The organism is Curtobacterium sp. MCBA15_013, from assembly GCF_001865095.1.
Taxonomy (GTDB): domain Bacteria; phylum Actinomycetota; class Actinomycetes; order Actinomycetales; family Microbacteriaceae; genus Curtobacterium.
In genome coordinates, this window is record NZ_MJGQ01000002.1 from 93,692 (window position 1) to 115,325 (window position 21,634).

The 21,634-nt window shown below is 71.3% G+C and carries 16 protein-coding genes; 8 read left to right on the forward strand and 8 right to left on the reverse strand.

Features of this window, described 5'->3' with window-relative positions; genetic code table 11:
* Positions 1-215: 215 nt before the first annotated feature.
* Positions 216-818, forward strand: a complete 603-nt coding sequence (locus tag BIV01_RS01480; RefSeq protein ID WP_229085097.1) for a vitamin K epoxide reductase family protein — start codon at positions 216-218, stop codon at positions 816-818.
* A gap of 100 nt (positions 819-918) precedes the next feature.
* Positions 919-1,770: a DsbA family protein gene (locus tag BIV01_RS01485; RefSeq protein WP_175473612.1), complete on the forward strand. Its 852-nt coding sequence runs from the start codon at positions 919-921 to the stop codon at positions 1,768-1,770.
* A gap of 69 nt (positions 1,771-1,839) precedes the next feature.
* Here the strand turns inward: BIV01_RS01485 and BIV01_RS01490 are convergent, their stop codons facing one another.
* The 5 genes from BIV01_RS01490 to ileS are packed head-to-tail and all read right to left on the reverse strand — an operon-like array spanning position 1,840 to position 8,268.
* Positions 1,840-2,688, reverse strand: coding sequence for a DsbA family protein (locus BIV01_RS01490; RefSeq protein WP_071301700.1), 849 nt, complete (start codon positions 2,686-2,688; stop codon positions 1,840-1,842).
* Between the two features lie 17 nt (positions 2,689-2,705).
* Positions 2,706-3,125, reverse strand: a complete 420-nt coding sequence (gene ndk / locus BIV01_RS01495; protein WP_070416558.1) for a nucleoside-diphosphate kinase — start codon at positions 3,123-3,125, stop codon at positions 2,706-2,708.
* Positions 3,126-3,161: 36 nt separating this feature from the next.
* Positions 3,162-3,578: a DUF4233 domain-containing protein gene (locus BIV01_RS01500; protein ID WP_070416559.1), complete on the reverse strand. Its 417-nt coding sequence runs from the start codon at positions 3,576-3,578 to the stop codon at positions 3,162-3,164.
* Positions 3,575-5,020, reverse strand: a complete 1,446-nt coding sequence (locus BIV01_RS01505) for a bifunctional folylpolyglutamate synthase/dihydrofolate synthase (RefSeq protein WP_083413700.1) — start codon at positions 5,018-5,020, stop codon at positions 3,575-3,577. Before BIV01_RS01505 ends, BIV01_RS01500 begins: the two co-directional genes overlap by 4 nt.
* Positions 5,017-8,268, reverse strand: a complete 3,252-nt coding sequence (ileS, locus tag BIV01_RS01510) for an isoleucine--tRNA ligase (protein WP_071301701.1) — start codon at positions 8,266-8,268, stop codon at positions 5,017-5,019. Before ileS ends, BIV01_RS01505 begins: the two co-directional genes overlap by 4 nt.
* Before the next feature lie 249 nt (positions 8,269-8,517).
* Here ileS and BIV01_RS01515 point away from each other — a divergent pair, with 249 nt between their 5' ends.
* The gene (locus BIV01_RS01515; protein ID WP_071301702.1) at positions 8,518-9,561 is read left to right on the forward strand and encodes a cation diffusion facilitator family transporter; all 1,044 of its coding nucleotides are present in this window, start codon (positions 8,518-8,520) and stop codon (positions 9,559-9,561) included.
* 27 nt (positions 9,562-9,588) lie between these two features.
* Here BIV01_RS01515 and BIV01_RS01520 read toward each other — a convergent pair whose 3' ends face one another.
* Both BIV01_RS01520 and BIV01_RS19590 read right to left on the reverse strand, forming a co-directional pair.
* Positions 9,589-11,085 (reverse strand): hypothetical protein, encoded by a 1,497-nt coding sequence (locus BIV01_RS01520; protein WP_139199162.1) that lies wholly within the window; start codon positions 11,083-11,085, stop codon positions 9,589-9,591.
* Between the two features lie 26 nt (positions 11,086-11,111).
* Positions 11,112-11,711 carry a TetR/AcrR family transcriptional regulator gene (locus BIV01_RS19590; RefSeq protein WP_070416563.1) on the reverse strand — a complete coding sequence of 200 codons (600 nt, stop codon included), beginning with the start codon at positions 11,709-11,711 and terminating at the stop codon, positions 11,112-11,114.
* A 32-nt stretch (positions 11,712-11,743) separates the two neighbouring features.
* Here BIV01_RS19590 and BIV01_RS01530 point away from each other — a divergent pair, with 32 nt between their 5' ends.
* Genes BIV01_RS01530 through BIV01_RS01545 form a run of 4 tightly spaced genes read left to right on the forward strand, consistent with a single transcriptional unit; the run spans position 11,744 to position 16,954 of the window.
* On the forward strand, positions 11,744-13,372 hold the full coding sequence (locus tag BIV01_RS01530; RefSeq protein ID WP_071301704.1) for an ABC transporter substrate-binding protein: 1,629 nt from the start codon (positions 11,744-11,746) through the stop codon (positions 13,370-13,372).
* Positions 13,373-13,407: 35 nt separating this feature from the next.
* Entirely contained in the window at positions 13,408-14,439 is a 1,032-nt protein-coding gene (locus BIV01_RS01535) for an ABC transporter permease (protein ID WP_254791757.1), read from the forward strand.
* Entirely contained in the window at positions 14,436-15,317 is an 882-nt protein-coding gene (locus BIV01_RS01540) for an ABC transporter permease (protein ID WP_083413701.1), read from the forward strand. Before BIV01_RS01535 ends, BIV01_RS01540 begins: the two co-directional genes overlap by 4 nt.
* Positions 15,314-16,954 (forward strand): ATP-binding cassette domain-containing protein, encoded by a 1,641-nt coding sequence (locus BIV01_RS01545; RefSeq protein ID WP_071301705.1) that lies wholly within the window; start codon positions 15,314-15,316, stop codon positions 16,952-16,954. The genes BIV01_RS01540 and BIV01_RS01545 overlap by 4 nt, the downstream gene beginning before the upstream one ends.
* Before the next feature lie 205 nt (positions 16,955-17,159).
* On the opposite strand, the gene proP is transcribed toward BIV01_RS01545, so the two are convergent.
* The gene (gene proP, locus BIV01_RS01550) at positions 17,160-18,740 is read right to left on the reverse strand and encodes a glycine betaine/L-proline transporter ProP (RefSeq protein WP_254790819.1); all 1,581 of its coding nucleotides are present in this window, start codon (positions 18,738-18,740) and stop codon (positions 17,160-17,162) included.
* Between the two features lie 274 nt (positions 18,741-19,014).
* Between proP and valS the strand changes: the two genes are divergently transcribed.
* Positions 19,015-21,609, forward strand: a complete 2,595-nt coding sequence (valS, locus tag BIV01_RS01555; RefSeq protein ID WP_071301706.1) for a valine--tRNA ligase — start codon at positions 19,015-19,017, stop codon at positions 21,607-21,609.
* Positions 21,610-21,634 lie beyond the last annotated feature (25 nt).

The following is a 21,634-nucleotide window of genomic DNA, read 5'->3' on the forward strand; positions in this document are numbered from 1 at the left end:
TCTGTAGTTGTAGCGGGTGGCGACCACGCCCCCGCGTTCGCTGTCTTGTGACCGTCGCGTCGCGCGCGTCCCGGTCACGGTGCGCTCTCACCGCACCTGATCGTCCGGGCTGGGCCCGGAAAGCTTTCGTCGCCGTGCGGATGGCCGCACGACCTCCAGGGATTATCGCATGCCGCACCGGGAAAGGACCGGATCGAGCATGCGATGATGACGCCGTGAGCACGCCAGCACCTGCCGTCCGCCGTCCGATCGCCATGGGCGTCTTCCTCCTGATCACCGGTGCCGTCGGCCTGTACGGGGCGTTCCGACTGGTCATCGACGAGTTCGAGAAGTACGCGCACCCCCAGGCAGTGCTGTCCTGCGACGTCAACCCGTTCATCAACTGCTCGGACGTGATGGCCAGCTGGCAGGGGCACCTGCTCGGGTTCCCGAACCCGCTGCTCGGCGTCATGGGCTTCGTCGCGCCGATCGCCGTCGCGGTCATGCTCCTCGCCGGGTTCCGGAACGGTTCGCGCTGGTTCTGGATCGCGTTCAACGCGGGCGTGTTCCTGGCGTGGGTCTTCGTCACGTGGCTCTTCACCCAGACCGTCTGGTTCATCGGCGCGCTCTGCCCGTGGTGCATGCTCGTGTGGTCGATGACGATCCCGATGTTCTGGGTGTTCACGATCTGGAACGCCGCGCAGGGTCGCTTCGGCGCCGGCGCACAGCGGCTCGGTCGGACCCTGCTGCCCTTCTGCTGGGCGTTCCCGCTGGCGAACTACCTGTTCATCGCCGTGTCGATCCTCATCGTGTTCCCGCGGGTCCTCTCCTCCTTCTGAGCGCCCGCTGAGCGTTGCCGATGACGCGTCATCGAATTCCTGGGTCCTTCCCAGCCAGATCGGCCGATCGACCCACCGGCACGACCTACGCTCGATGGCGATGAGCGAGAACGAGAGCAAGAAGGCCCGGCGGGAGGCAGCGCGGGAGCGCGCACGCCTCGCCCGCGCGAAGGAGCAGGCGCGTCGACGCCGCAACAAGACCCTGGGGATCAGCGGCATCATCGTCGGCGCGCTCGCGGTCGCCGCGATCGTCGTCGTGGTGGTCGCGAACTCCGTGCAACCCGCCGGCCCCGGGCCGAAGAACATGGCGAGCGACGGTGTGCTCCTGACGGGGTCGAACGGGCAGATCGTCCCGGTCACCACGAAGGCCACGCCGGAGGGCGGGAAGCCGACCCCGACGAAGCAGGACGACTCGGTCGCGAACATCACCGTGTACTCGGACTACATGTGCCCGTACTGCAACCAGTTCGAGACGAGCCAGATGTCCCAGATCCAGCAGTGGGTGAAGGACGGATCGGCGACGCTCGAGCTGCACCCGTTCAACCTGCTCGACCGCGTGTCCCTCGGCTCGAAGTACTCGACCCGTTCGGCCGCCGCCGCAGCCTGCGTCGCGAACTACGACCCGGACGCGTTCCTCGCGTACAACACGTCGCTCTACGAGAACCAGCCGTCCGAGAGCACGCGCGGCCTCACGAACGACAAGCTCGCATCGCTGGCGAAGGCCGCCGGGGCGACGAACGAGAACGTGGCGTCCTGCATCACGGACCAGGAGTTCGCCGGGTGGGTTGCCGACGCGACCAACCGGGTGCTCAACGACCCGATCCCGAACTCATCGCTCGACAAGGTCACCGGTACCCCCACCGTGATCGTCAACGGCAAGCAGTACAACGGCTCGCTCACCGACACGGACGCCTTCGCCGCGTTCGTGGAGCAGAACGGTGGGAAGGCGTAGTCCCGCCCGCTCCGGACGACGACGGCCCCCGCTTCCGATCGGAAGCGGGGGCCGTCGTCGTCCAGCGTGCTACTTCGACGCGGCGTCGATCTCGGTGATGACGTCGGTCAGCGTGGCGATCTTCTTGCCGTTCACGAGGACGGTCGGCGTGCCGAAGCCCTGCGTGCCCTGCAGTGCCGGATCGGCCAGCACGGCGTTGGTGGACTTCGTCACCCACCCGCGGAAGCGCTCGCTCGACAGGCACTCGGAGACGTTGGACCCGGTCGCTCCGCCGGCCTTGACGAGCTTCGCGATCTCGGCGTTCGTCAGGCCCTTCGTGCCCTCCTCCGGCTGGTTGTCGAAGAACTGCGTCTGGACGTCGAGGAACTTGTCCGGCGCGTAGTTCGCGACGCACATCGCGGCGTTCGCGGCACGGCTGGCGTACCGCGAGTTCTGGTAGCTGCGGTCGAGGATCGACACGGGCTGGATCGCGAGGGTCGCGTCGCCCGACTTCACCTTGTCGAGGATCTGGTCGGCGTAGGCGGCCTCGAACTGCTTGCAGACCGGGCAGGCCCAGTCGACGTACTCGGTGACCTGGACCTTCCCGTCGGCGGCCGCGGTGGGCACCGGGGACGGGGTGGCCTTCGCCGCCACCGCGCCGGAGGTCACGGGGGTGACCGTGCCGTCGCTGCCGGTGAACTGGATCGCACCGGTCGCCATGTTCTTCGGCCCGGCCGCGGACACGGCGGGCTGGTTGTTCACGTTCACCACCACGATCGCGACGATCGCGGCGACGGCGATGATCCCGAGGCCGATGCCGCCCTGCAGGAACCAGCGGTTGCGGCGCTTGCGGCGCTTCTCGGCCTCGGCGCGCTGCCGGGCGACGTCACGGGCGTGCTGGCGACGCTCGTTCTTCGTGGGACGGTCGTTGTTCGTCACGCGTCGATCCCCCGGACTCAGGCGAACCAGAGCGCGAGCTCGCGAGCCGACGACTCGGGGCTGTCGGAGCCGTGCACGAGGTTCTGCTGCACCTTGAGGCCCCAGTCGCGGCCGAGGTCACCGCGGATCGTCCCCGGCGCGGCCGAGGTCGGGTCGGTGGTGCCGGCGAGCGACCGGAAGCCGGCGATGACGCCGTTGCCGGCGACGCGCACGGCGACGACCGGGCCGGACTGCATGAACTCGACGAGGGGCTCGAAGAACGGCTTGCCCTGGTGCTCCTCGTAGTGGGCGTCGAGCAGGTCGCGGGGGGCCGTCACCATCTTCAGGTCGACGATCTCGTAGCCCTTGGCCTCGATCCGGCGGAGGATCTCACCGGTGAGCTGGCGGGCGACGCCGTCGGGCTTGACGAGGACGAGGGTCTCTTCGAGATCGGACACGCGGAACTCCTGGTGTTTCGTGGTCGAACGGGGTGGTCAGTCCTCGCCGAGGGCCGCGCGCCTCGCGGCGTTCTGACGGTCGAGCTGACCGCCCTTGACGAAGCAGAAGACCCACAGCGCCAGGAACACCACGGCCACGGCGAACATGAACGGTTCGATGAACCCGGTGGCGAGGATGGCCGCCTGCAGCAGCCACCCGAACCCTACACCGGCGCGGTTGCCGGTCAGGCGAGAGGCCAGCGCCAGCACGATCATCGAGCCGATGCCGCCGCCGAACGCGACCGCCGGCGGGAGCGTCCCCTTGCCGAACACGACGAGCATCGGGAAGAAGAACATGATCGCCTCGAGCACGAGGGTGATCGACAGCAGGCTCTCCCGTGCACCGCGATCGCGTCGCGGCCGACGGGTGCGCGGTGCGCGTGGGGTCCTGGAGGCGCGGCCCGCGTCCGTCACTTCGTCCCGCCTTCGGCGTGGACCAGGTCCATGACGCGGCCCACCATCACGATCGAGCCCGCGACGAGCACCATGGCGTCGTCGGCCTCGGCGTCGTCCGCGAGGTCACGGGCTTCCTGGAGGGCGGCCTCGAGCGACGGCTCGACGACGACCCGGTCCTCGCCGACCTCGTCGACGACGACCCGGGCGAACTCGTCCGCGTCGAGAGCGCGCTCCCCCGGCGGCTGGGTCACGACGAAGGTCGCGACGGTGTCCTTGAGCGCGCGGACGAAGCCGCGGGCGTCCTTGTCACCGAGGATGCCGACGACGCCGACCACGTGCTCGGACGGGAACGCCACGGGGAGCGCCTCGGCGAGCGCGCGTGCGCCGTGCGGGTTGTGCGCCGCGTCGACCACCACGGTCGGACCCGTGGCGATCGGCTGGAGTCGGCCGGGGCTGGTCGCACCGGCGAGTCCCTCGGACAGGACGTCCTCGTCGAGGGCCTGCGAGCCGCGGCCGAGGAAGGCCTCGACGGCGGCGATCGCGACGGCGGCGTTGTGCGCCTGGTGCCGGCCGAAGAGCGGCAGGAACAGGTCGTCGTAGCGGCCGGCGATGCCCTGCACGGTGATGAGCTGGCCGCCGACGGCCGGCGTCACGTCGACGAGCCGGAAGCCGTCCCCCTCGACCGCGAGGGTCGACTCAGTGAGCTCGGCCGCGCGCTGCAGCTCGGCGAGCGCCTCGGGCGTCTGTGCGCTCGAGACGATCGACGACGAGGGCTTGATGATGCCGGACTTCGTGCGGGCGATCTCGGCGACGGTACTGCCGAGCTGCTTGGCGTGGTCGATCGCGATCGGCGTGAACACCTGCACCTGGCTCTGCACGACGTTGGTGGAGTCCCACTCGCCGCCCATGCCGACCTCGATCACGGCGACGTCGACCGGAGCCTCGGCGAAGCACGCCAGGGCGAGGACGGTCAGCGCCTCGAAGAAGGTCAGCGGGAGCTCGCCCTTGTCGGTGAGCTCCTGGTCGGTCATCTCGAGGATCGGGGCGATGTCGTCCCAGTTCTCCACGAAGCGGTCGGCGGCGATCGGGGTGCCATCGACGACGATGCGCTCCCGGATCGACACCAGGTGCGGGCTCGTCATGAGTCCGGTCCGGAGGCCGTGTGCCCGGACGATGCTCTCGGCCATGCGCGCGGTCGAGGTCTTGCCGTTCGTGCCGGTCAGGTGGATCACGGGGTACGACAGGTGCGGGTCGCCGAGGAGCTCGACGGCGCGCCGGGTCGCGGACAGCCGGTGTTCGGGCGACTGCTCGCCGATCCGGGCGTACAGAGCCGCCTCGACGCGCTTGACCTCGTCGTCGTCCGCACCGTAGGGCACGGCGTCGGCGGGGTCCGTCGCACCGGCGGGGCCGACGGGGATCTCGATGCCGTCCTCGGACGGCTCTTCGGGGTACTCGCTCATGCGCGTGACACCTCCACGGTCACCTTCGCACCGTCACCGACGTCGGTGGTGGTGGCGTCTGCCCCGAGGGGCACGATCTCGACGCTCGTCGACAGGGTCTCCCCCGCGATGAGCTGCTGGTGGGTGCGGACCGCCGCGTCGGCGACCTCGTCCGCACCGAGGGTGAGGACGATGCGGTCGCTGACGTCGAGGTCGGCGTCACGGCGGGCCTGCTGGACGGCGCGGACGACGTCGCGGGCGAGCCCCTCGGCCTCGAGCTCGGGCGTCGTCACGGTGTCGAGCACCGCGAAGCCGCCGCCGTCGAGGAACGCCACCGCCACGGAGTCGTCGGCAACGGTGAGGTCGAGCGTGTACTCGCCCTCGACGAGGTCGACGCCGCCGACGGTCACGCCGGACTCGGTCGCGGTCCAGTCGCCCTTCTTGGCGGCCGGGATGACCTGCTGGACCTGCTTGCCGATGCGGGGTCCGGCGGCGCGGGCGTTCACGGTGAGCTTCCGCTCGATGCCGTACCGACCGAGCGACGACTCCTCCTGCTGCTCGAGCACGACCTGCTTGACGTTGAGCTCGTCGCGGAGGATGTCCACGAAGGGCTCGACGGCCGCCGGGTCGGGCACCACGAGCGTCAGGGTGGCGAGGGGCAGGCGGACGCGCTTGCCGGTGGCCTTGCGGAGCGCGAGCCCCTTCGAGGCGACGTCCCGCACGCGGTCCATGGCGTCGACGAGCGCCTGATCGGCCGGGAACTCCTCGGCGTCGGGGAAGTCCTCGAGGTGGACGCTGCGGCCGCCGGTCAGTCCCCGCCAGACCGCGTCGGTCACGAGCGGGGCGAGGGGTGCGGCGACGCGGGTGAGCGTCTCGAGCACGGTGTACAGCGTGTCGAACGCGGCACGGGCCTCGGGCGAGGACTCGGCGCCGAGCCAGAACTTGTCGCGCGACCGGCGCACGTACCAGTTCGTCAGCACGTCGGCGAAGTCGCGGACGGCCTGGGCGGCGAGCGGGGTGTCGAGCGCGTCCAGGTGCTGCTGCACGTCCGACACGAGCACCCGGGTCTTCGCGAGCAGGTAGCGGTCGAGCACGTCGGTGCTCGCCGTGCTCCGCGACGCCTGGTACCCGGACTCCCCCGACGCGTTCGCGTAGAGGGTGAAGAAGTAGTACGTCGACCAGAGCGGGAGCAGGAACTCGCGGACGCCCTGGCGGATGCCCTCTTCCGTGACGACGAGGTTCCCGCCGCGGATGACCGACGACGACATCAGGAACCAGCGCATCGCGTCGGCACCGTCGCGGTCGAACACCTCGGAGACGTCCGGGTAGTTCCGGAGCGACTTCGACATCTTCTGGCCGTCGGAGCCGAGCACGATGCCGTGGCTGATGACGTTCTTGTACGCCGGCCGGTCGAACAGCGCGGTGGACAGCACGTGCATGACGTAGAACCAGCCGCGGGTCTGCCCGATGTACTCGACGATGAAGTCGGCCGGGTTGTGCGACTCGAACCACTCGCGGTTCTCGAACGGGTAGTGCACCTGGGCGTACGGCATCGACCCGGAGTCGAACCAGACGTCGAACACGTCGGTGATCCGGCGCATCGTCGACTTCCCGGTGGGGTCGTCCGGGTTGGGGCGCGTCAGGTCGTCGATGAACGGGCGGTGCAGGTCGACCTCGCCGTCGGCGTTCACCGGCAGTCGACCGAAGTCACGCTCGATCTCCTCGAGTGAGCCGTACACGTCGGTGCGCGGGTGTTCGGGGTCGTCGGACTGCCACACCGGGATCGGCGTGCCGAAGTACCGGTTGCGGGACACCGACCAGTCGATGGCGTTGCCGACCCACTTGCCGAACTGACCGTCCTTGACGTTGTCCGGCACCCAGTTGATGTCCTGGTTGAGCTCGCCCATGCGGTCGCGGAACTCGGTCACGCGGACGAACCAGCTCGACACGGCCTTGTAGATGAGGGGCTTCCGGCAGCGCCAGCAGTGCGGGTAGCTGTGCTCGTAGGACGCCTGGCGGAGCAGTCGACCGGCGTCGCGGACGGCCTTCGTGAGGGGCTTGTTCGCGTCCGACCAGAGCATGCCGGCGACCTCGCCGAACTGCGACGTGAAGACACCGCCCTCGTCGAGCGACAGCACCACGGGGATCCCCGCGGCGGCGCAGACCACCTGGTCGTCGGCACCGTAGGCCGGGGCCTGGTGCACGATCCCGGTGCCCTCGCCCGTCTCGACGTAGTCGGCGACGAGGATCTTCCAGGCGTTCTCCATGCCCTCGGTCTCCGCGAGGAAGTCGAAGAGGCGCTCGTACTCGACGCCGTCGAGCTCCGCACCCGTCAGGGTGCGGACGACCGCGGCAGCGGCGTCCTCGGCGCTCTCGTAGCCGAGGTCCTTCGCGTACGCGGCCACGGTGTCCGACGCCAGCATGTACCGGGCGGAACCGGCGGTGCCACCGTCAGCCGCGCCTCCTGGGCCGGCGGGCAGCACCACGTACGAAACCGCAGGCCCGACGGCCAGCGCGGCGTTCGTGGGCAGGGTCCAGGGGGTCGTCGTCCAGGCGAGCGCACGCACGCCGGCCAGCCCGAGCGACTCGGCGCGCGCACCCCGCAGCGGGAACGACACCGTGACGGACTGGTCCTGGCGCATCTTGTAGACGTCGTCGTCCATGCGCAGCTCGTGGTTCGACAGCGGCGTCTGGTCGTTCCAGCAGTACGGCAGGACCCGGAAGCCCTCGTACGCGAGCCCCTTGTCCCAGAGCTGCTTCCACGCCCACAGCACGCTCTCCATGAACGTCACGTCGAGGGTCTTGTAGTCGTTCTCGAAGTCGACCCAGCGCGCCTGGCGGGTGACGTACTGCTGCCACTCGTCGGTGTACTGCAGGACGGACTTCTTGGCGGCGGCGTTGAAGACGTCGACGCCCATCTCGTCGATCTCGTGCTTCTCGGTGATGCCGAGCTGGCGCATCGCCTCGAGCTCGGCGGGCAGGCCGTGCGTGTCCCAGCCGAAGCGACGGTGCACCTGCTTGCCGCGCATGGTCTGGTAGCGCGGGAAGACGTCCTTCGCGTACCCGGTCAGGAGGTGGCCGTAGTGCGGCAGGCCGTTGGCGAACGGCGGGCCGTCGTAGAACGTCCACTCGTCGCAGCCCTCGCGCTGGTCGATCGACGCCTGGAACGTGCCGTCGCCCTTCCAGAAGGCGAGGATCCCCTGCTCGACGGCGGGGAAGGACGGCGACGGGACGACGCCGTCTGCGTCGGAATCAAGTGGGTAGCGCACCGCGGGGCTCCTGTGGGTTGCCGGTTCTCAGGACCACGAGGACGGAGCAGGCTCCGCGGTACCACCTCGCTTGCCGCTCCGGGTGACCCGGGGCGACCGCTCGTTGCCGGGGCGTGCGCGGCCCGGTCCGCCCGGTTCTACTGCCGGCGGTCGATGGTGCTGACGGCCGGGTTCTTCCGGAGGCTCCCCGGTGATGGCCGGATCGACGCCTGTGTGCACGAGTTTAGCGGACGAGAGCATGCTGGAGCGATGCCCTCGTCAGATGCTGCCCCCGCGCAGCAGGAGCGTCCCGATTCCCTGCTCACCGTCGTCATCGCGTTCGGCGCGAACCTGCTCGTCGCGATCGCCAAGACGATCGCCTCCCTGATCTCCGGATCGGCGTCCATGGTCGCCGAGGCCGCACACTCGTGGGCCGACACCGGCAACGAGATCTTCCTGCTCGTCGCCGAACGGCGTGGCTCGAGGAAGCGCGACACCGCGCACCCGCTCGGCTACGGCCGTGAGACGTACATCTGGTCGATGTTCGCCGCGTTCGGCCTCTTCACCGCAGGCGCCATCGTCTCGATCTACCACGGCATCACCGAGCTCGGGGACACCGGGCCGGCCGAGGACGTGCTGCTGAACTACATCGTCCTCGGGCTGTCGTTCTGCCTCGAGGGCACGAGCTTCCTGCAGGCGTACCGGCAGGCGCACGGCGCGGCGACGAAGCGGCGGGTGCCGGTGCTCCGGCACGTCCTGCAGTCGTCGAACCCGACCCTCCGTGCCGTCTTCGCCGAGGACGCCGCGGCGCTCATCGGCCTCGTGGTCGCGTTCCTCGGGGTGTTCCTCCACCAGGTCACCGGCCTCGCGGTCTTCGACGCCGTCGGCTCGATCGCGATCGGCATCCTGCTCGGGGTCGTCGCGATCGTCCTGATCGACCGCAACCGCCGGTTCCTGCTCGGGGAGAGCACGTCCCCGGAGCTCGAGAACGCGGTGCTCGTCGAGCTGCTCGGGCGGTCGCAGGTCGAGCGCGTCACCTACCTGCACCTCGAGTTCGTCGGGCCCTCGCGGGTCTACCTCGTCGCCGCGGTCGACCTGACCGGCAACGAGAACGAGGAGCACGTGGCGGTGCGGTTGCGTGACGTCGAGAAGTCCCTCGAGGAGAGCCAGTACATCGAGGAGGCCGTGCTCACCCTGAGCTACCCCGGCGACGAGTCGCTCGTGCCGACGGGCGACGACGTGCCGGAGGTGGTGCGGGACGGGACGGCCGAGGACGTCGCCGCGGGTGGGGCCGGCACGCTCCGGACCGACTGAGCCGCACGCGGCTGCTGCGCGGTCGGGTCAGCCGCGGTCGGCGGGCACCAGGGTCGCGGTGTCCCCGCGGCGCTCGATCACCAGGCCGTCCCGCACGACCCACACCCGCAGCGCGTCGAGCCGGAACTCCTCGAACCGCTCCGGGTGCTCCCGCAGCAAGGCCCGCAGGTCGTCGTCCATCGGGAACCGCGGGTCGATCCCGGCGACGAGCACGCCGTAGTCCCCGTGCGTCACCCCCTGGGTCGCGCCACGGCGGCCGATGAACACGGCGAACGACTGCTGCGCCGACCCCGACACGAGGACGCGGACGTCGTCCGGCACCCCGCGTTCCTCGAGGACCCCCTCGAGCCGGGCGAACCCGGTGGTGCGCGTCTCGGCGACGGTCCGCACCACGACGACCGCGGGGACGATCGTCACGACGACGGCGAGGAGCGCCACCACGGTCGTGAGCGGCGGCCGCAGCCGGGCGAGCCGGGTGTACCCGACCGCGGCGAGCGCGATGATCCAGGGCATCCACGCCTGGTAGTAGTGCGGCAGTGCGACGTTGGCCGTCGAGTAGAAGACGACGAGGATCCCGAGCGCGATCCCGAGGAGCGCGACGAGCCGGTCCGGGCGGATCGCGAACGCCGCGGCCGTCCCGATCAGCAGCACGACGACCGTCGGCCACCCGACCCCCTCGACGACCCGCACGAAGTTCGTCCACCACGGCGCGATCATGTACGTCTTCCCGAGGACCGAGATGATGTGCCCGCGGGTGTCGTGCTTGCCCTGGAACTCGATCATGAAGGTGATCGCCCGGACCCCGCCGACGGGCACGTACGCGACGACGAACACCACGGCGAACGCCGCGGCGGCCGCGACGCCCCCGGTCAGCAGCCCGGACCAGCGCCGGAACAACAGCGGGACCGCGACCAGCGCGAGCACGAGGACGGTGGTGGTGACCTTCGACGTGACCGACAGCGCCAGCAGGGCACCGGCGAGCGCCATCCACCACCAGCCGTCCCAGGCCGTGGTCCGGTCGGCGGGGCGTCGGGGTCGGGTCGCCCACTGCCAGGCCGCGGCGAGCGCCGCCACGGCGAAGAAGGTCATCAGCGGTTCGAGGAGGGCGAGCCGGTCGATCCGTGCGGCCGTGCCGGACGCGACGTCTGCCCACGTCGGCGAGTCGGCACGCGGCGTGAGCCACCAGAGCCCGGCGGCGAGCACGGCGCCCCAGTACCCGATCGGACGCCGGAGCCAGGCGAACAGGACGATGCCGGTGCCGAACGAGGCCGTCGCGGCGACGAGACGGGGCCCGAGCACGCCCTCGCCGAACACGAGCTGCGCGACGCCGAACAGGTACTTGCCGGTCGGCGGGTGCTGCAGGTTCGAGGTGAGCACCCCGTGCACGTAGTCCCACCCGGCCCGCGTGTAGGTGAACTCGTCGACGTAGGTGCTCTGGCGGCCGATGTGCCAGTACGCGACGAACACCCCCGCGAGGGCGACCACGGCGAAGACCGCGGTTCGTGTCCATCGCGCGCGGGTCATGGGGAGAGAGCCTATTGGGCCGGACCTCAGTGGGAGTCGAGACCCGCTGCGACCGGGGTGAGCGCCGCCCCGACGTACTCGACGAGCGGTCGGCGCCCGACCCCGTCCGAGACCCAGACGCCGAAGGCCGCTGCGGCCGCCCCGAGCATGGCGCCGGACACCGTCTGGGGCCAGAGCGCCGCCGGGTGCTCCCCCGTCCGGCGGGCGACGAAGGCCGCCACCGCCGCGTGCTGGGCCGTCACCCGTGCCGCGACGCTCGCCACGAGCTCGGCACCGATGCCCATCACCTCGGCCTGTGCGATCGCCCAGGGGACCCGGTCGGGGTCGTGGGCTCGGGCGGTGGCGAGCAGCGCGGCCTCGACGGCCCGCACCGCGGACTCCTCGGTCGAGGCGGCGAGGCACGCCGGGAGCGTCGCGACCGCGGCGTCGAGGTCGAGCCAGAGGACGTCGGACTTCGCCGTGAAGTAGTTGAAGAAGGTCGCGCGGCTGACCCCGGCCCGTGCGGCGATCTGGTCGACCGTGGTCCGGCCGTAGCCCTGTTCGAGGAACAGCTCGGCCGCGGCGTCGGCGAGCACCTCAGCGCTCGAGCGTCGGGGGCGGCCACCGCGGCGCATCGGTTCGTCCATGGGCCCCAGTAAACCGCTAGACTCGTCCAGCCATGATCTTGGACTCAGTACAGAAAACCACCGCAGTGGTCGCCGGCGCCGCCGCACTCCTCCTCGTGCTCGCCGGCTGCACCGGTGGCGGCACCGCGACGTCGAACAGCACACCGGTCGACGGCGGCACGCTCACGTACGCCTCGGGTGACGCCGAACCGACCTGCCTCGACCCGCACGTCGGCGGCAACTACCCGCAGGCGCTCCTGTCCACCCAGTACATCGAGGAGCTCACCGCGCTCGACGACGGCAAGCCGGTCCCGGCGCTGGCGAAGTCGTGGACGACGAGCGACGACGGCAGGACGCTCACCTTCACGCTGCGCGACGACGTGACCTTCACCGACGGCACGCCCTTCGACGCCGCCGCGGTCGTGGCGAACATCGAGCACGTGCAGGACCCGGCGACCGCGTCGAGCACGGGGTACCTCGCGCTGCAGTCGATCACGAAGGCGACGGCCACCGACGACCACACGGTCACCCTGACGCTGAGCCGGCCGGACAGCGCGCTGCTCGAGTCGTTCTCGCAGCCGTGGGTCGGCATGGAGTCCCCGAAGGCGCTGGAGCGGTCGCAGGCGGTGAACTGCGAGTCGCCGGTCGGCACCGGCCCGTTCGAGGTCACCGGCTGGAAGCACGGCGACCGGGTGACGCTCCGCAAGAACGCCGACTACACGCCGCTCCGCGGCAGCACGGAGCCCCGCCTCGACGGCATCACGTGGCGCTTCCTGCCCGACTCGACCTCGCGGTACGCGGCACTGCAGTCCGGCCAGGTCGACGTCATCGACAACGCCCAGCCCGACCAGCTCAAGGCGGCCTCGTCGAAGGGGTCCATCCGCGACCTCGACGCTCCGCGCCCCGGTGCGTCGAACCGCCTCGAGCTGAACTCCGGCCACGGGGTCTTCCGTGACGAGGCCGTCCGCAAGGCCTTCATCGCCGGCGCCGAGATCGACCCCGGCATCCGGTCGCTCTTCCTCGGGACGGCGAAGCGCTCGTACTCGGTGCTCTCCAGCGTCGAGCCGTACGGGTACTCCGACAAGAGCCTGTTCGAGTACTCCCCGACGGCGGCGAAGCGGCTCCTCGACGACGCCGGCTGGAAGGTGGGCAGCGACGGCATCCGCGAGAAGGACGGCGAGCAGCTGACCGTCACGTTCCCGGTGTCGACGAACCAGTCCGTCCCCGCCGAGCGCAGCCTGTTCCAGCAGATCCAGGCCTCCGAGAAGGCCGTCGGCTTCAAGGTCGTGCTGCAGGAGCTCGACCTCTCCAGCTGGTACGCGGCCCTCGCGGCGAACGAGTACGACGTCGTCAGCGCGCCGTACACGAAGGTGGGCGCGGACGTCCTCCGCATCCTGTACGACTCCGCCAGCATCACGCCGGCACCGTCCGGGTACTTCGCGAACCTCGCCCAGCTCGACGACCCGGAGCTCGACGACCTGCTCCAGCGGGCAGCGCAGACCTCGGACACGTCCGAGCGCGGCGACCTCTACGAGCAGGCGCAGGAGATCATCCTGTCCAGCGGCACCGTCCTCCCGCTCTACGACCAGCAGAACCACTTCCTGCTGCGGTCGAGCGTGCACGGTGTGCAGACCACCGCGGTGTCGACGCCGTGGTTCGGCACGGCCTGGATCGACCGCTGATCGCGACCTCGCGATCGTCGGACGGGAGGCACGGATTGCGTCGCGGACGTCGAGGCACGCCCGCCGCGTGGTCGGCGTGGACCCTGTGGGGACTGCGCCGCCTGGCCGGCGGCATCGGGGTGCTCTGGGCGGTCGCCACGATCGTGTTCGTCGCGATCCGGCTCATCCCGGGCGACCCCGCGCTCGCGATCCTCGGCGGACCGGGCTCCCAGGCCTCGGCCGAGGCGGTCGCGCAGGTCCGACAGGAGTACGGCCTCGACCGACCGGTGCTCGTGCAGTACGCGGTGTTCCTCGGGCGTCTGGCGACCGGGCACCTCGGTGACTCGTACGCGTTCCGGACGCCGGTGTCGACGCTCCTCGGGCAGCAGCTCCCGGTCACGCTGACCCTGGCCGTGGCCGGGCTCGTCGTCGCCTGGGTGCTCGCGATCGTCGCCGCGTGGTGGTCGACGCAGCGCGGCCGGTTCGCCGCGGGACTCACGAGCGCCCTGAGCGTCACCGCGAGCGTCACCCCGCACTTCTGGCTCGGCAGCGTCCTCATCGTGGTGTTCGCCAGCGCCCTCGGCTGGGTGCCGGCGGTCAGCGACGGCTCGGCCCGGGGCTGGGTGCTGCCGGTCGTCACGGTGGCCCTGCCGGTCGCCGGGTACCTCGCCGAGACCGTCCGGGACGGCGTGGTCGACGCCCAGCTGTCGGCCTTCGCACTCGCGGCCCGCAGTCGTGGCGAGACCCGCGCGGGACTGTTCGGCCGGCACCTGCTCCGGCACGCCGCACTCCCGGGGATCGCCCTGTCCGCCTGGGCGTTCGGTTCGCTCGTGTCCGGTGCGGTCGTCGTCGAGTCGGTGTTCGCGCTCCCGGGCATCGGGCGCGCACTCGTGACCGCGGTGACGCAGCGGGACATGCCGCTCGTCGCGGGCATCGCGCTGGTGTCGGCCGCCGCGTACGTGGTCGTGCTCGCCGTCGCGGACCTCGTCGAGCGTGTGGTGGACCCGCGTGCCGGCGGGACGGCCGGGGCGGGGCGGACCCGGCGACGCGCTCCGCGCGTCACCCGGCACGGGGCGGGCGCACGGTGAGCGGGATCGCCGAACCGCGCCTCCAGTCCGGTGCCCAGGGTGACGCGTCCGCCGGGCGGTCCGAGCGAGTCCGTGGGGGGACGCTCGGCCCGGCCGGATGGACCGCTGCCGCCGTCGTGGCGCTGGCCGTGGTCGCGGCGGTGTGGCCGTCGCTGCTCGGCGGTGGCGACCCGCTCGCCGTGCACCCGGCGCAGGCGCTCCAGGCGCCGTCGTGGTCGAGTCCGTTCGGCACCGACGAGTCCGGGCGGGACGTCCTCGCCCGGGTCGTCGCCGGCACGCGGGCGTCGCTCGTGGTCGGTGTGGTCGCGACGCTCGTCGGCGGCGGGGTCGGGGTCGTGCTCGGCGTGGTCGCGGGACTCGGCGGGCGCGTCGTCGACGGGGTCGTCGGCCGACTGACCGAGGTCGCGTTCGCGCTCCCCCTGCTCCTCGTGGCGCTCGTCGTCATCGCGGTGACCGGCCCCGGGCCCGTCCCGGCGATGCTCGCGGTCGGGTTCGCGACGGCGCCCGGGTACGCCCGGATCGTCCGCGGGCTCGTGCTCCGGGCGCGCCGCTCGCAGGTCGTCGAGACCGCCGTGCTGATGGGCCGCTCCCCCGCCGTGATCACCGTGCGGCACGTGCTCCCCGCGGCGCTCTGGCCGGTCGTGGCGGTCGGGACGCTCGGTGTCGGGCAGGCGATCGTGTGGGCCTCGGCGCTGAGCTACCTCGGCGTCGGCACCCCGCCACCCGCGCCGGAGTGGGGCGCGATGCTGGCCGACGGACGCACGTACCTGCTGACGGCACCGTGGATGAGCACCTTCCCCGGCCTCGCGATCGTGGTCCTGGCGACCGCGGTGACCGTGCTCGGCCGGGCGATCCGACGAACAGGAGCGATCCGATGACCGTGCTCGACGTGCAGGGGCTGACCGTCAGCATCGGCGCGGCAGTGGTCGTGCAGGACGTCGCGCTGCACGTCGATGCCGGCGAGTGCGTCGCGCTCGTCGGCGCCTCCGGCTCCGGCAAGACCGTCACCGCACGGGCGGCGCTCGGCCTGTCGGCGCCCGGTTCCTCGGTCCGGGTCGACCGGCTGACCGTGGCCGGGCTCGACGTCCGGGCGTTCTCGGACCGCAGGTGGCGGAGCGTGCGCGGCTCGCGGGTCGGCTACGTCGGCCAGGAGGCCCTCGACGCCCTGGACCCGCTGCGTCCCGTCGGGCGAGAGGTCGCGGACGCCCTCCGGCTGCACACGGACATGACGGCGGCGCAGCGGGTGGGGGCCGTGCGGGACGCGCTCGTCGCGGTCGGCCTCGACCCGGCGCTCGCCACGGACGGTCGGCTCGCGGGCACCCTGTCCGGAGGGATGCGCCAGCGCGCCCTCATCGCCGCGGCCACGGTCGGGTCGCCGGCGCTCGTGGTCGCCGACGAACCGACGACGGCGCTCGACGCCGGGGTCGCGGTCACCGTGATGGAGCAGCTGCGTGCGGCCCAGTCGCGCGGCGCCGGGCTGCTCGTCATCACGCACGACCTCGGGCTCGTCGCGGGGTGGGCGGACCGGGTGGTCGTCGTGCACGAGGGACGCGTGGTGGAGCAGGGGCCGGTGGCGTCGGTGTTCGCGGCGCCGCAGCACGAGGCGACGCGGGCGCTGGTGCGGGCCGCGGGCGCGGGGGCGGGGCCCGGCGCGTCTGCAGTGTGCGAGGTGCCGGACACGGTGCGGGGGCCGGAGCCTCGCACGGAGCGCGGAACCTCGCACAGTGCGGGCGTGGTGCTCGCGGCCGAGGGGCTCGCGCGGGCGTTCGACGGCGTGCCCGCCGTGCGCGACGTGTCGTTCGGGCTCGAGCGCGGGCGCGTCCTCGGGGTGATCGGTGCGTCGGGGTCCGGCAAGACCACGCTCGCGAGGATGCTCCTCGGCCTCGAGCTCCCCGACGCCGGCACCGTCACGCTCGACTCGTCGCCGTGGGTGCCGCTCGACGAACGCACCCGCCGGCCCCTGCGGCACCGGGTGTCCGCGGTGGTGCAGGACCCCGGGGCGACGTTCGACGAGCGGTGGAACGTGGAGCGGGTCCTCGCGGACGCGTTCACCGGCGGCGCCGAGCGGTCGGCCCGTGGTGCGCTCGGTCCCCGCATCGACGCGGCGCTCGACCAGGTGGGGCTCGACCCGGCCTTCCGCCGGCGCTCGCCGCTGACACTGTCCGGCGGGCAACGGCAGCGCCTCGCGATCGCCCGCGCACTCGCGACGTCGCCCGAGGTCATCGTGCTCGACGAACCGGTCACGGCACTCGACGCCACGGTGCAGGACGCGGTGCTGACGCTCCTCGAGCGGCTCCGGGACAGCACGGGCGTGGCTATGGTCTTCGTGTCGCACGATCTCCGGGCCGTCCGGCGGATGGCCGACGACGTGCTGGTCGTGCACGAGGGCCGGGTCGTCGAGCACGGTCCCGCCGCGACGGTGTTCGACCGCCCGACGCACGCCGTGACCGCGCGCTTGCTGCGGGCCGCCGAGCGGCTCGCCGCGGGCCCGCGGCCCGAGGCCGGCGCCGCGTAGCGCGGTCGCGGCCGCGCGCCGCGCGGCGCCTGCGTTCTCACGCGCTCAGCGACACCTCACGGGCGCGAGGAGCCGTGAAGTGTCGCGCAGCGCGAAACGTCGCGAACCGCGCCGCCGCCGCGACGCCGCGCACCGCGCCCGGACGAGCGGAGGCACGGCGCGACGTCCGAGACGGACGCGCACCGTGCCTCCAGGCAGCCAGCTCCTACGAGCCCGCGGGCTCCTTCGAACCGTCACCGGACGACGGCACGTCGCCCGAGATGATCGGGATCTCGCTCGTCGAGAAGTCCTTCGCCCAGTCGGACTGCGCCAGCTCGGACTCCGGGTCGTTGTAGTCCTTGATGACGCCGGCGATCTCGTCCTCGTGCGCCACCGTGGGGCCGGACCCCATCAGCGGCGTCGCGGCCGTCTCCTTGGTGAAGTAGACGGCGACGAGCCCGATCAGGGCGGCCAGCATCAGGTAGAACGCCGGGATGTCCTCGGCCCAGCCGTAGCCGGCGTCCTTCGCGGCGTTGATGAGCGCCGAGGTCGCGAGCGGGGTCGTCCCGCCGAAGAGCGACACCGACACGTTGAACGCGATGGCGAGCGCGCCGTAGCGGATGATCGTCGGGAACAGCGCCGGCAGGGTCGACGGCATGGTCGAGGTGAACGTCACGAGCACGACGCCGAGGATCAGGAGTCCCGCGAAGACCCCCACGCCGGTACCGGTCTGCACCAGCTTGAGCGCCGGCCACGAGAGCAGGATGAACCCGACGCAGCCCGCGGCGAGCACCGGACGTCGGCCGAACTTGTCGGACAGGCGACCGCCGAACGTGATGACGACCATCATGAGGATCATCACGATCACGATGAGGATCAGGCCGAACGTGGCGTTCTGGCCGAGGTTCTGCTCGAGGTACGTCGGCATGTACGACAGGAGCATGTAGTCGGTCACGTTGAACACGAGGACCAGACCGATGCAGATGATCAGCGAGCGCCAGTTCTCGGCGAAGAGCTTGAGGAACGGGGTCTTCTGCCCCTCGCGCTCCGCGGCCTGCTCCTGCTGCTTCTGGAACGCCGGGGTCTCCTCCAGCTTGAGGCGCAGGTAGAGGCCGATCAGGCCGAGCGGACCGGCGATGATGAACGGGATGCGCCAGCCCCAGCTGAGCAGGGCGTCCTCGGAGAGGCCGAACTGCAGGCCCGTGACGATCGATGCGCCGAGCACGTAGCCGGCGAGGGTGCCGAACTCGAGCCACGAACCCATGAACCCGCGGCGCTTGTCCGGCGAGTACTCGGCGATGAACGTCGCCGCCCCGCCGTACTCACCACCGGTCGAGAAGCCCTGCACGAACCGCGCCACCAGCAGCAGCACGGGCGCCCAGAAGCCGATCGAGTTGTACGACGGGATCAGGCCGATCATGAGCGTGCCCGCGGCCATCAGGATCATCGTGAGGGCGAGGACCTTCTGCCGGCCGATCCGGTCGCCGATCGGGCCGAAGACCGCACCGCCGATGGGGCGCACGATGAACGCGGCGGCGAAGAAGCCGAAGGTCGCGACGATGTTCGCGGCGGGGTCGCCCTCGGGGAGGAACACCTTCGAGATCGTCACCGTGAGGTAGGCGAAGATGCCGAAGTCGAACCACTCCATGGCGTTGCCGAGCGCGGCGGCCGCGACGGCACGCTTGAGCAGCGACTCCTCGACGACGGTGACGTCGTCCTCGGTCAGCTTGCGGCGTGCGCGCTTCGCGGCGCCCTTGGTGCGCAGGGGGCGGTCGCCCCGTGCGTTTCCTGCTTCGTTCGGTGCCAAGTGAGTTCCTCCGGTAGTGCTGTGTCTTGCCTTCGGGCGCCCGGCGGACGGCGACGCTGCAGTCCCTGCGAACCCCGCGTCCGCCGGACAAACTCCGACAGACTATCAGCTGCCCGGCGTGTCTGCCGGATCCGTGTGCTATTGGCCACCGGAGGGTCGGTGGGAGCCGCTACGATCGTGGGACTGCGCAGCACGCGCACACACTCAGGCACCTCATCACGGACTCGGTGCCGCACACAGCGGTCGCAGCACCGCACCGAACGGAAGGCCCGCCATGTCGAAGCCCATGCCCGAGAAGCCCACGGTGGACGGACTCGAAGACGTCTGGGGCCCGGTCTGGGAGCAGGACGGCACCTACCGGTTCGACCGCGACGCCGCCGGCGACCGCAGCAACGTCTACTCGATCGACACCCCGCCGCCGACCGCCTCGGGTTCGCTCCACATCGGGCACGTGTTCTCGTACACGCACACCGACCTCAAGGCCCGGTACGAGCGCATGCGCGGCAAGCACGTCTTCTACCCGATGGGCTGGGACGACAACGGTCTCCCCACCGAGCGCCGTGTGCAGAACTACTACGGCGTGCGCTGCGACCCGCAGCTCCCCTACGACGCCACCTTCGTGCCGCCGTTCGAGGGCGGCGACAACAAGTCCTCGAAGGCGGCCGACCAGATCCCGGTGTCGCGCCGCAACTTCATCGAGCTGTGCGAGCGCCTGACCGTGCAGGACGAGCAGCAGTTCGAGCACCTCTTCCGCACGCTCGGCCTCTCCGTGGACTGGACGCAGTCGTACCGGACGATCGACGACACCTCGCGGGCGAGCGCCCAGCGTGCCTTCCTCCGCAACCTCGAGCGTGGTGAGGCCTACCAGGCCGACGCCCCGACGCTCTGGGACGTCACGTTCCGCACGGCCGTGGCCCAGGCCGAGCTCGAGGACAAGGAGATGCCGGGTGCCTACCACGGCATCGCCTTCCACCGCACGGACGGCGGCGACGACGTCGTCATCCAGACCACCCGCCCCGAGCTGCTCCCCGCGTGCGTCGCCCTCGTCGCGCACCCCGACGACGAGCGCTTCCAGGACCTCTTCGGCACGACGGTCCGCTCCCCCCTGTTCGACGTCGAGGTCCCGGTGCTCGCGCACCACCTCGCGCAGCAGGACAAGGGCGCCGGCATCGCGATGGTCTGCACCTTCGGCGACACCACCGACGTCGTGTGGTGGCGCGAGCTGCAGCTGCCGAACCGCGCGATCATCGGGTTCGACGGCCGCGTCCGCTCCGACGAGCCGGCCTGGATCGAGTCCGACGGCGGCAAGGCGCTCTACGCCGAGATGGCCGGCAAGACCGTGTTCTCGGCGAAGAAGGTCGTCGTGGACGCCCTGACCGAGTCCGGCGAGCTGATCGGCGACGTGAAGACGATCAACCACCCCGTGAAGTTCTTCGAGAAGGGCGACAAGCCGCTCGAGATCGTCTCGACCCGCCAGTGGTACATCGTGAACGGTGCCCGCGACGAGCAGCTCAAGGCGGCCCTCCGGCAGCGCGGCGACGAGATCGCGTTCCACCCGGACTTCATGCGCGTCCGGTACGACAACTGGGTCGGCGGCCTCTCCGGCGACTGGCTCATCTCGCGCCAGCGCTTCTTCGGCGTGCCGCTGCCGGTCTGGTACCCGCTCGACGCCGACGGCAACCCGGTCTTCGACCAGCCGATCGTCCCGACCGAGGCCCAGCTCCCCGTCGACCCGGCGTCCGAGCCGGCCCCGGGCTACACCGAGGACCAGCGTGGTGTCGCCGGCGGGTTCCAGGGCGAGCTCGACGTGATGGACACCTGGGCCACCTCGTCGCTCACCCCGCAGCTCGCGGGCAAGTGGGAGACCGACCCGGCGCTCTACGACCTCGTCTACCCGTACGACGTCCGCCCGCAGGCGCAGGACATCATCCGCACGTGGCTGTTCACGACGGTGCTCCGCAGCCAGCTCGAAGCGGACACCGTGCCGTGGAAGCACGCGAGCATCTCCGGCTTCATCGTGGACCCCGACCGCAAGAAGATGTCGAAGTCGAAGGGCAACGTCGTCACGCCGCTCTCCATCCTCGAGCAGCACGGCGCCGACGCGGTCCGCTACTGGGCGGCCTCGTCGAAGCTCGGCACCGACGCGGCCTTCGACCCGCAGAACCCGAAGCAGATCAAGGTCGGTCGTCGTCTGGCGATCAAGGTCCTCAACGCCGCGAAGTTCGTCTACGGCTTCCCGCTGCCCGAGGGCGCCACGAGCGTCACCGAGCCGCTCGACGTCGACGTGCTCGCCGAGCTCGGATCGGTCATCGACCAGGCCACCACGGCGTTCGACGCGTTCGACCACGCCCGTGCCCTCGAGGTGATCGAGCGCTTCTTCTGGACCTTCTGCGACGACTACCTCGAGCTCGTCAAGGAGCGCGCGTACGGCACCGCCTCGGACGGGACGCACGAGACGCAGGCGAGCGCGGTCCTCGCGCTCCGCGCCGCGATCGACGCGCTGCTGCGCCTGCTGGCACCGTTCCTCCCGTTCGCGACGGAGGAAGTGTGGGCCTGGACCCACGAGACCAGCGTGCACCGCGCCTCCTGGCCGACCGTGGCCGAGCTGCCCACGCAGGCCGAGCCGACGGGGCTCCTCGGGGCGGTGGGCCAGGCGCTCATCGGCATCCGCGGGGCGAAGACGGCCGCCAAGGCGTCCCAGAAGACGCCCGTGACGCGCGCCGTCGTGCAGGCCCCGGCCGAGACGCGGGCGCTCATCGAGCGCGCTGCGGTCGACCTGGCGGCCGTCGGCCGCATCGAGAACCTGTCGTTCGAGGACGGCGCGGAACTGGCCGTCACCGAGATCGAGCTGGCGGAACAGCAGGCGTAACGTCGGTCGTCCGGGCCGGGTCGCG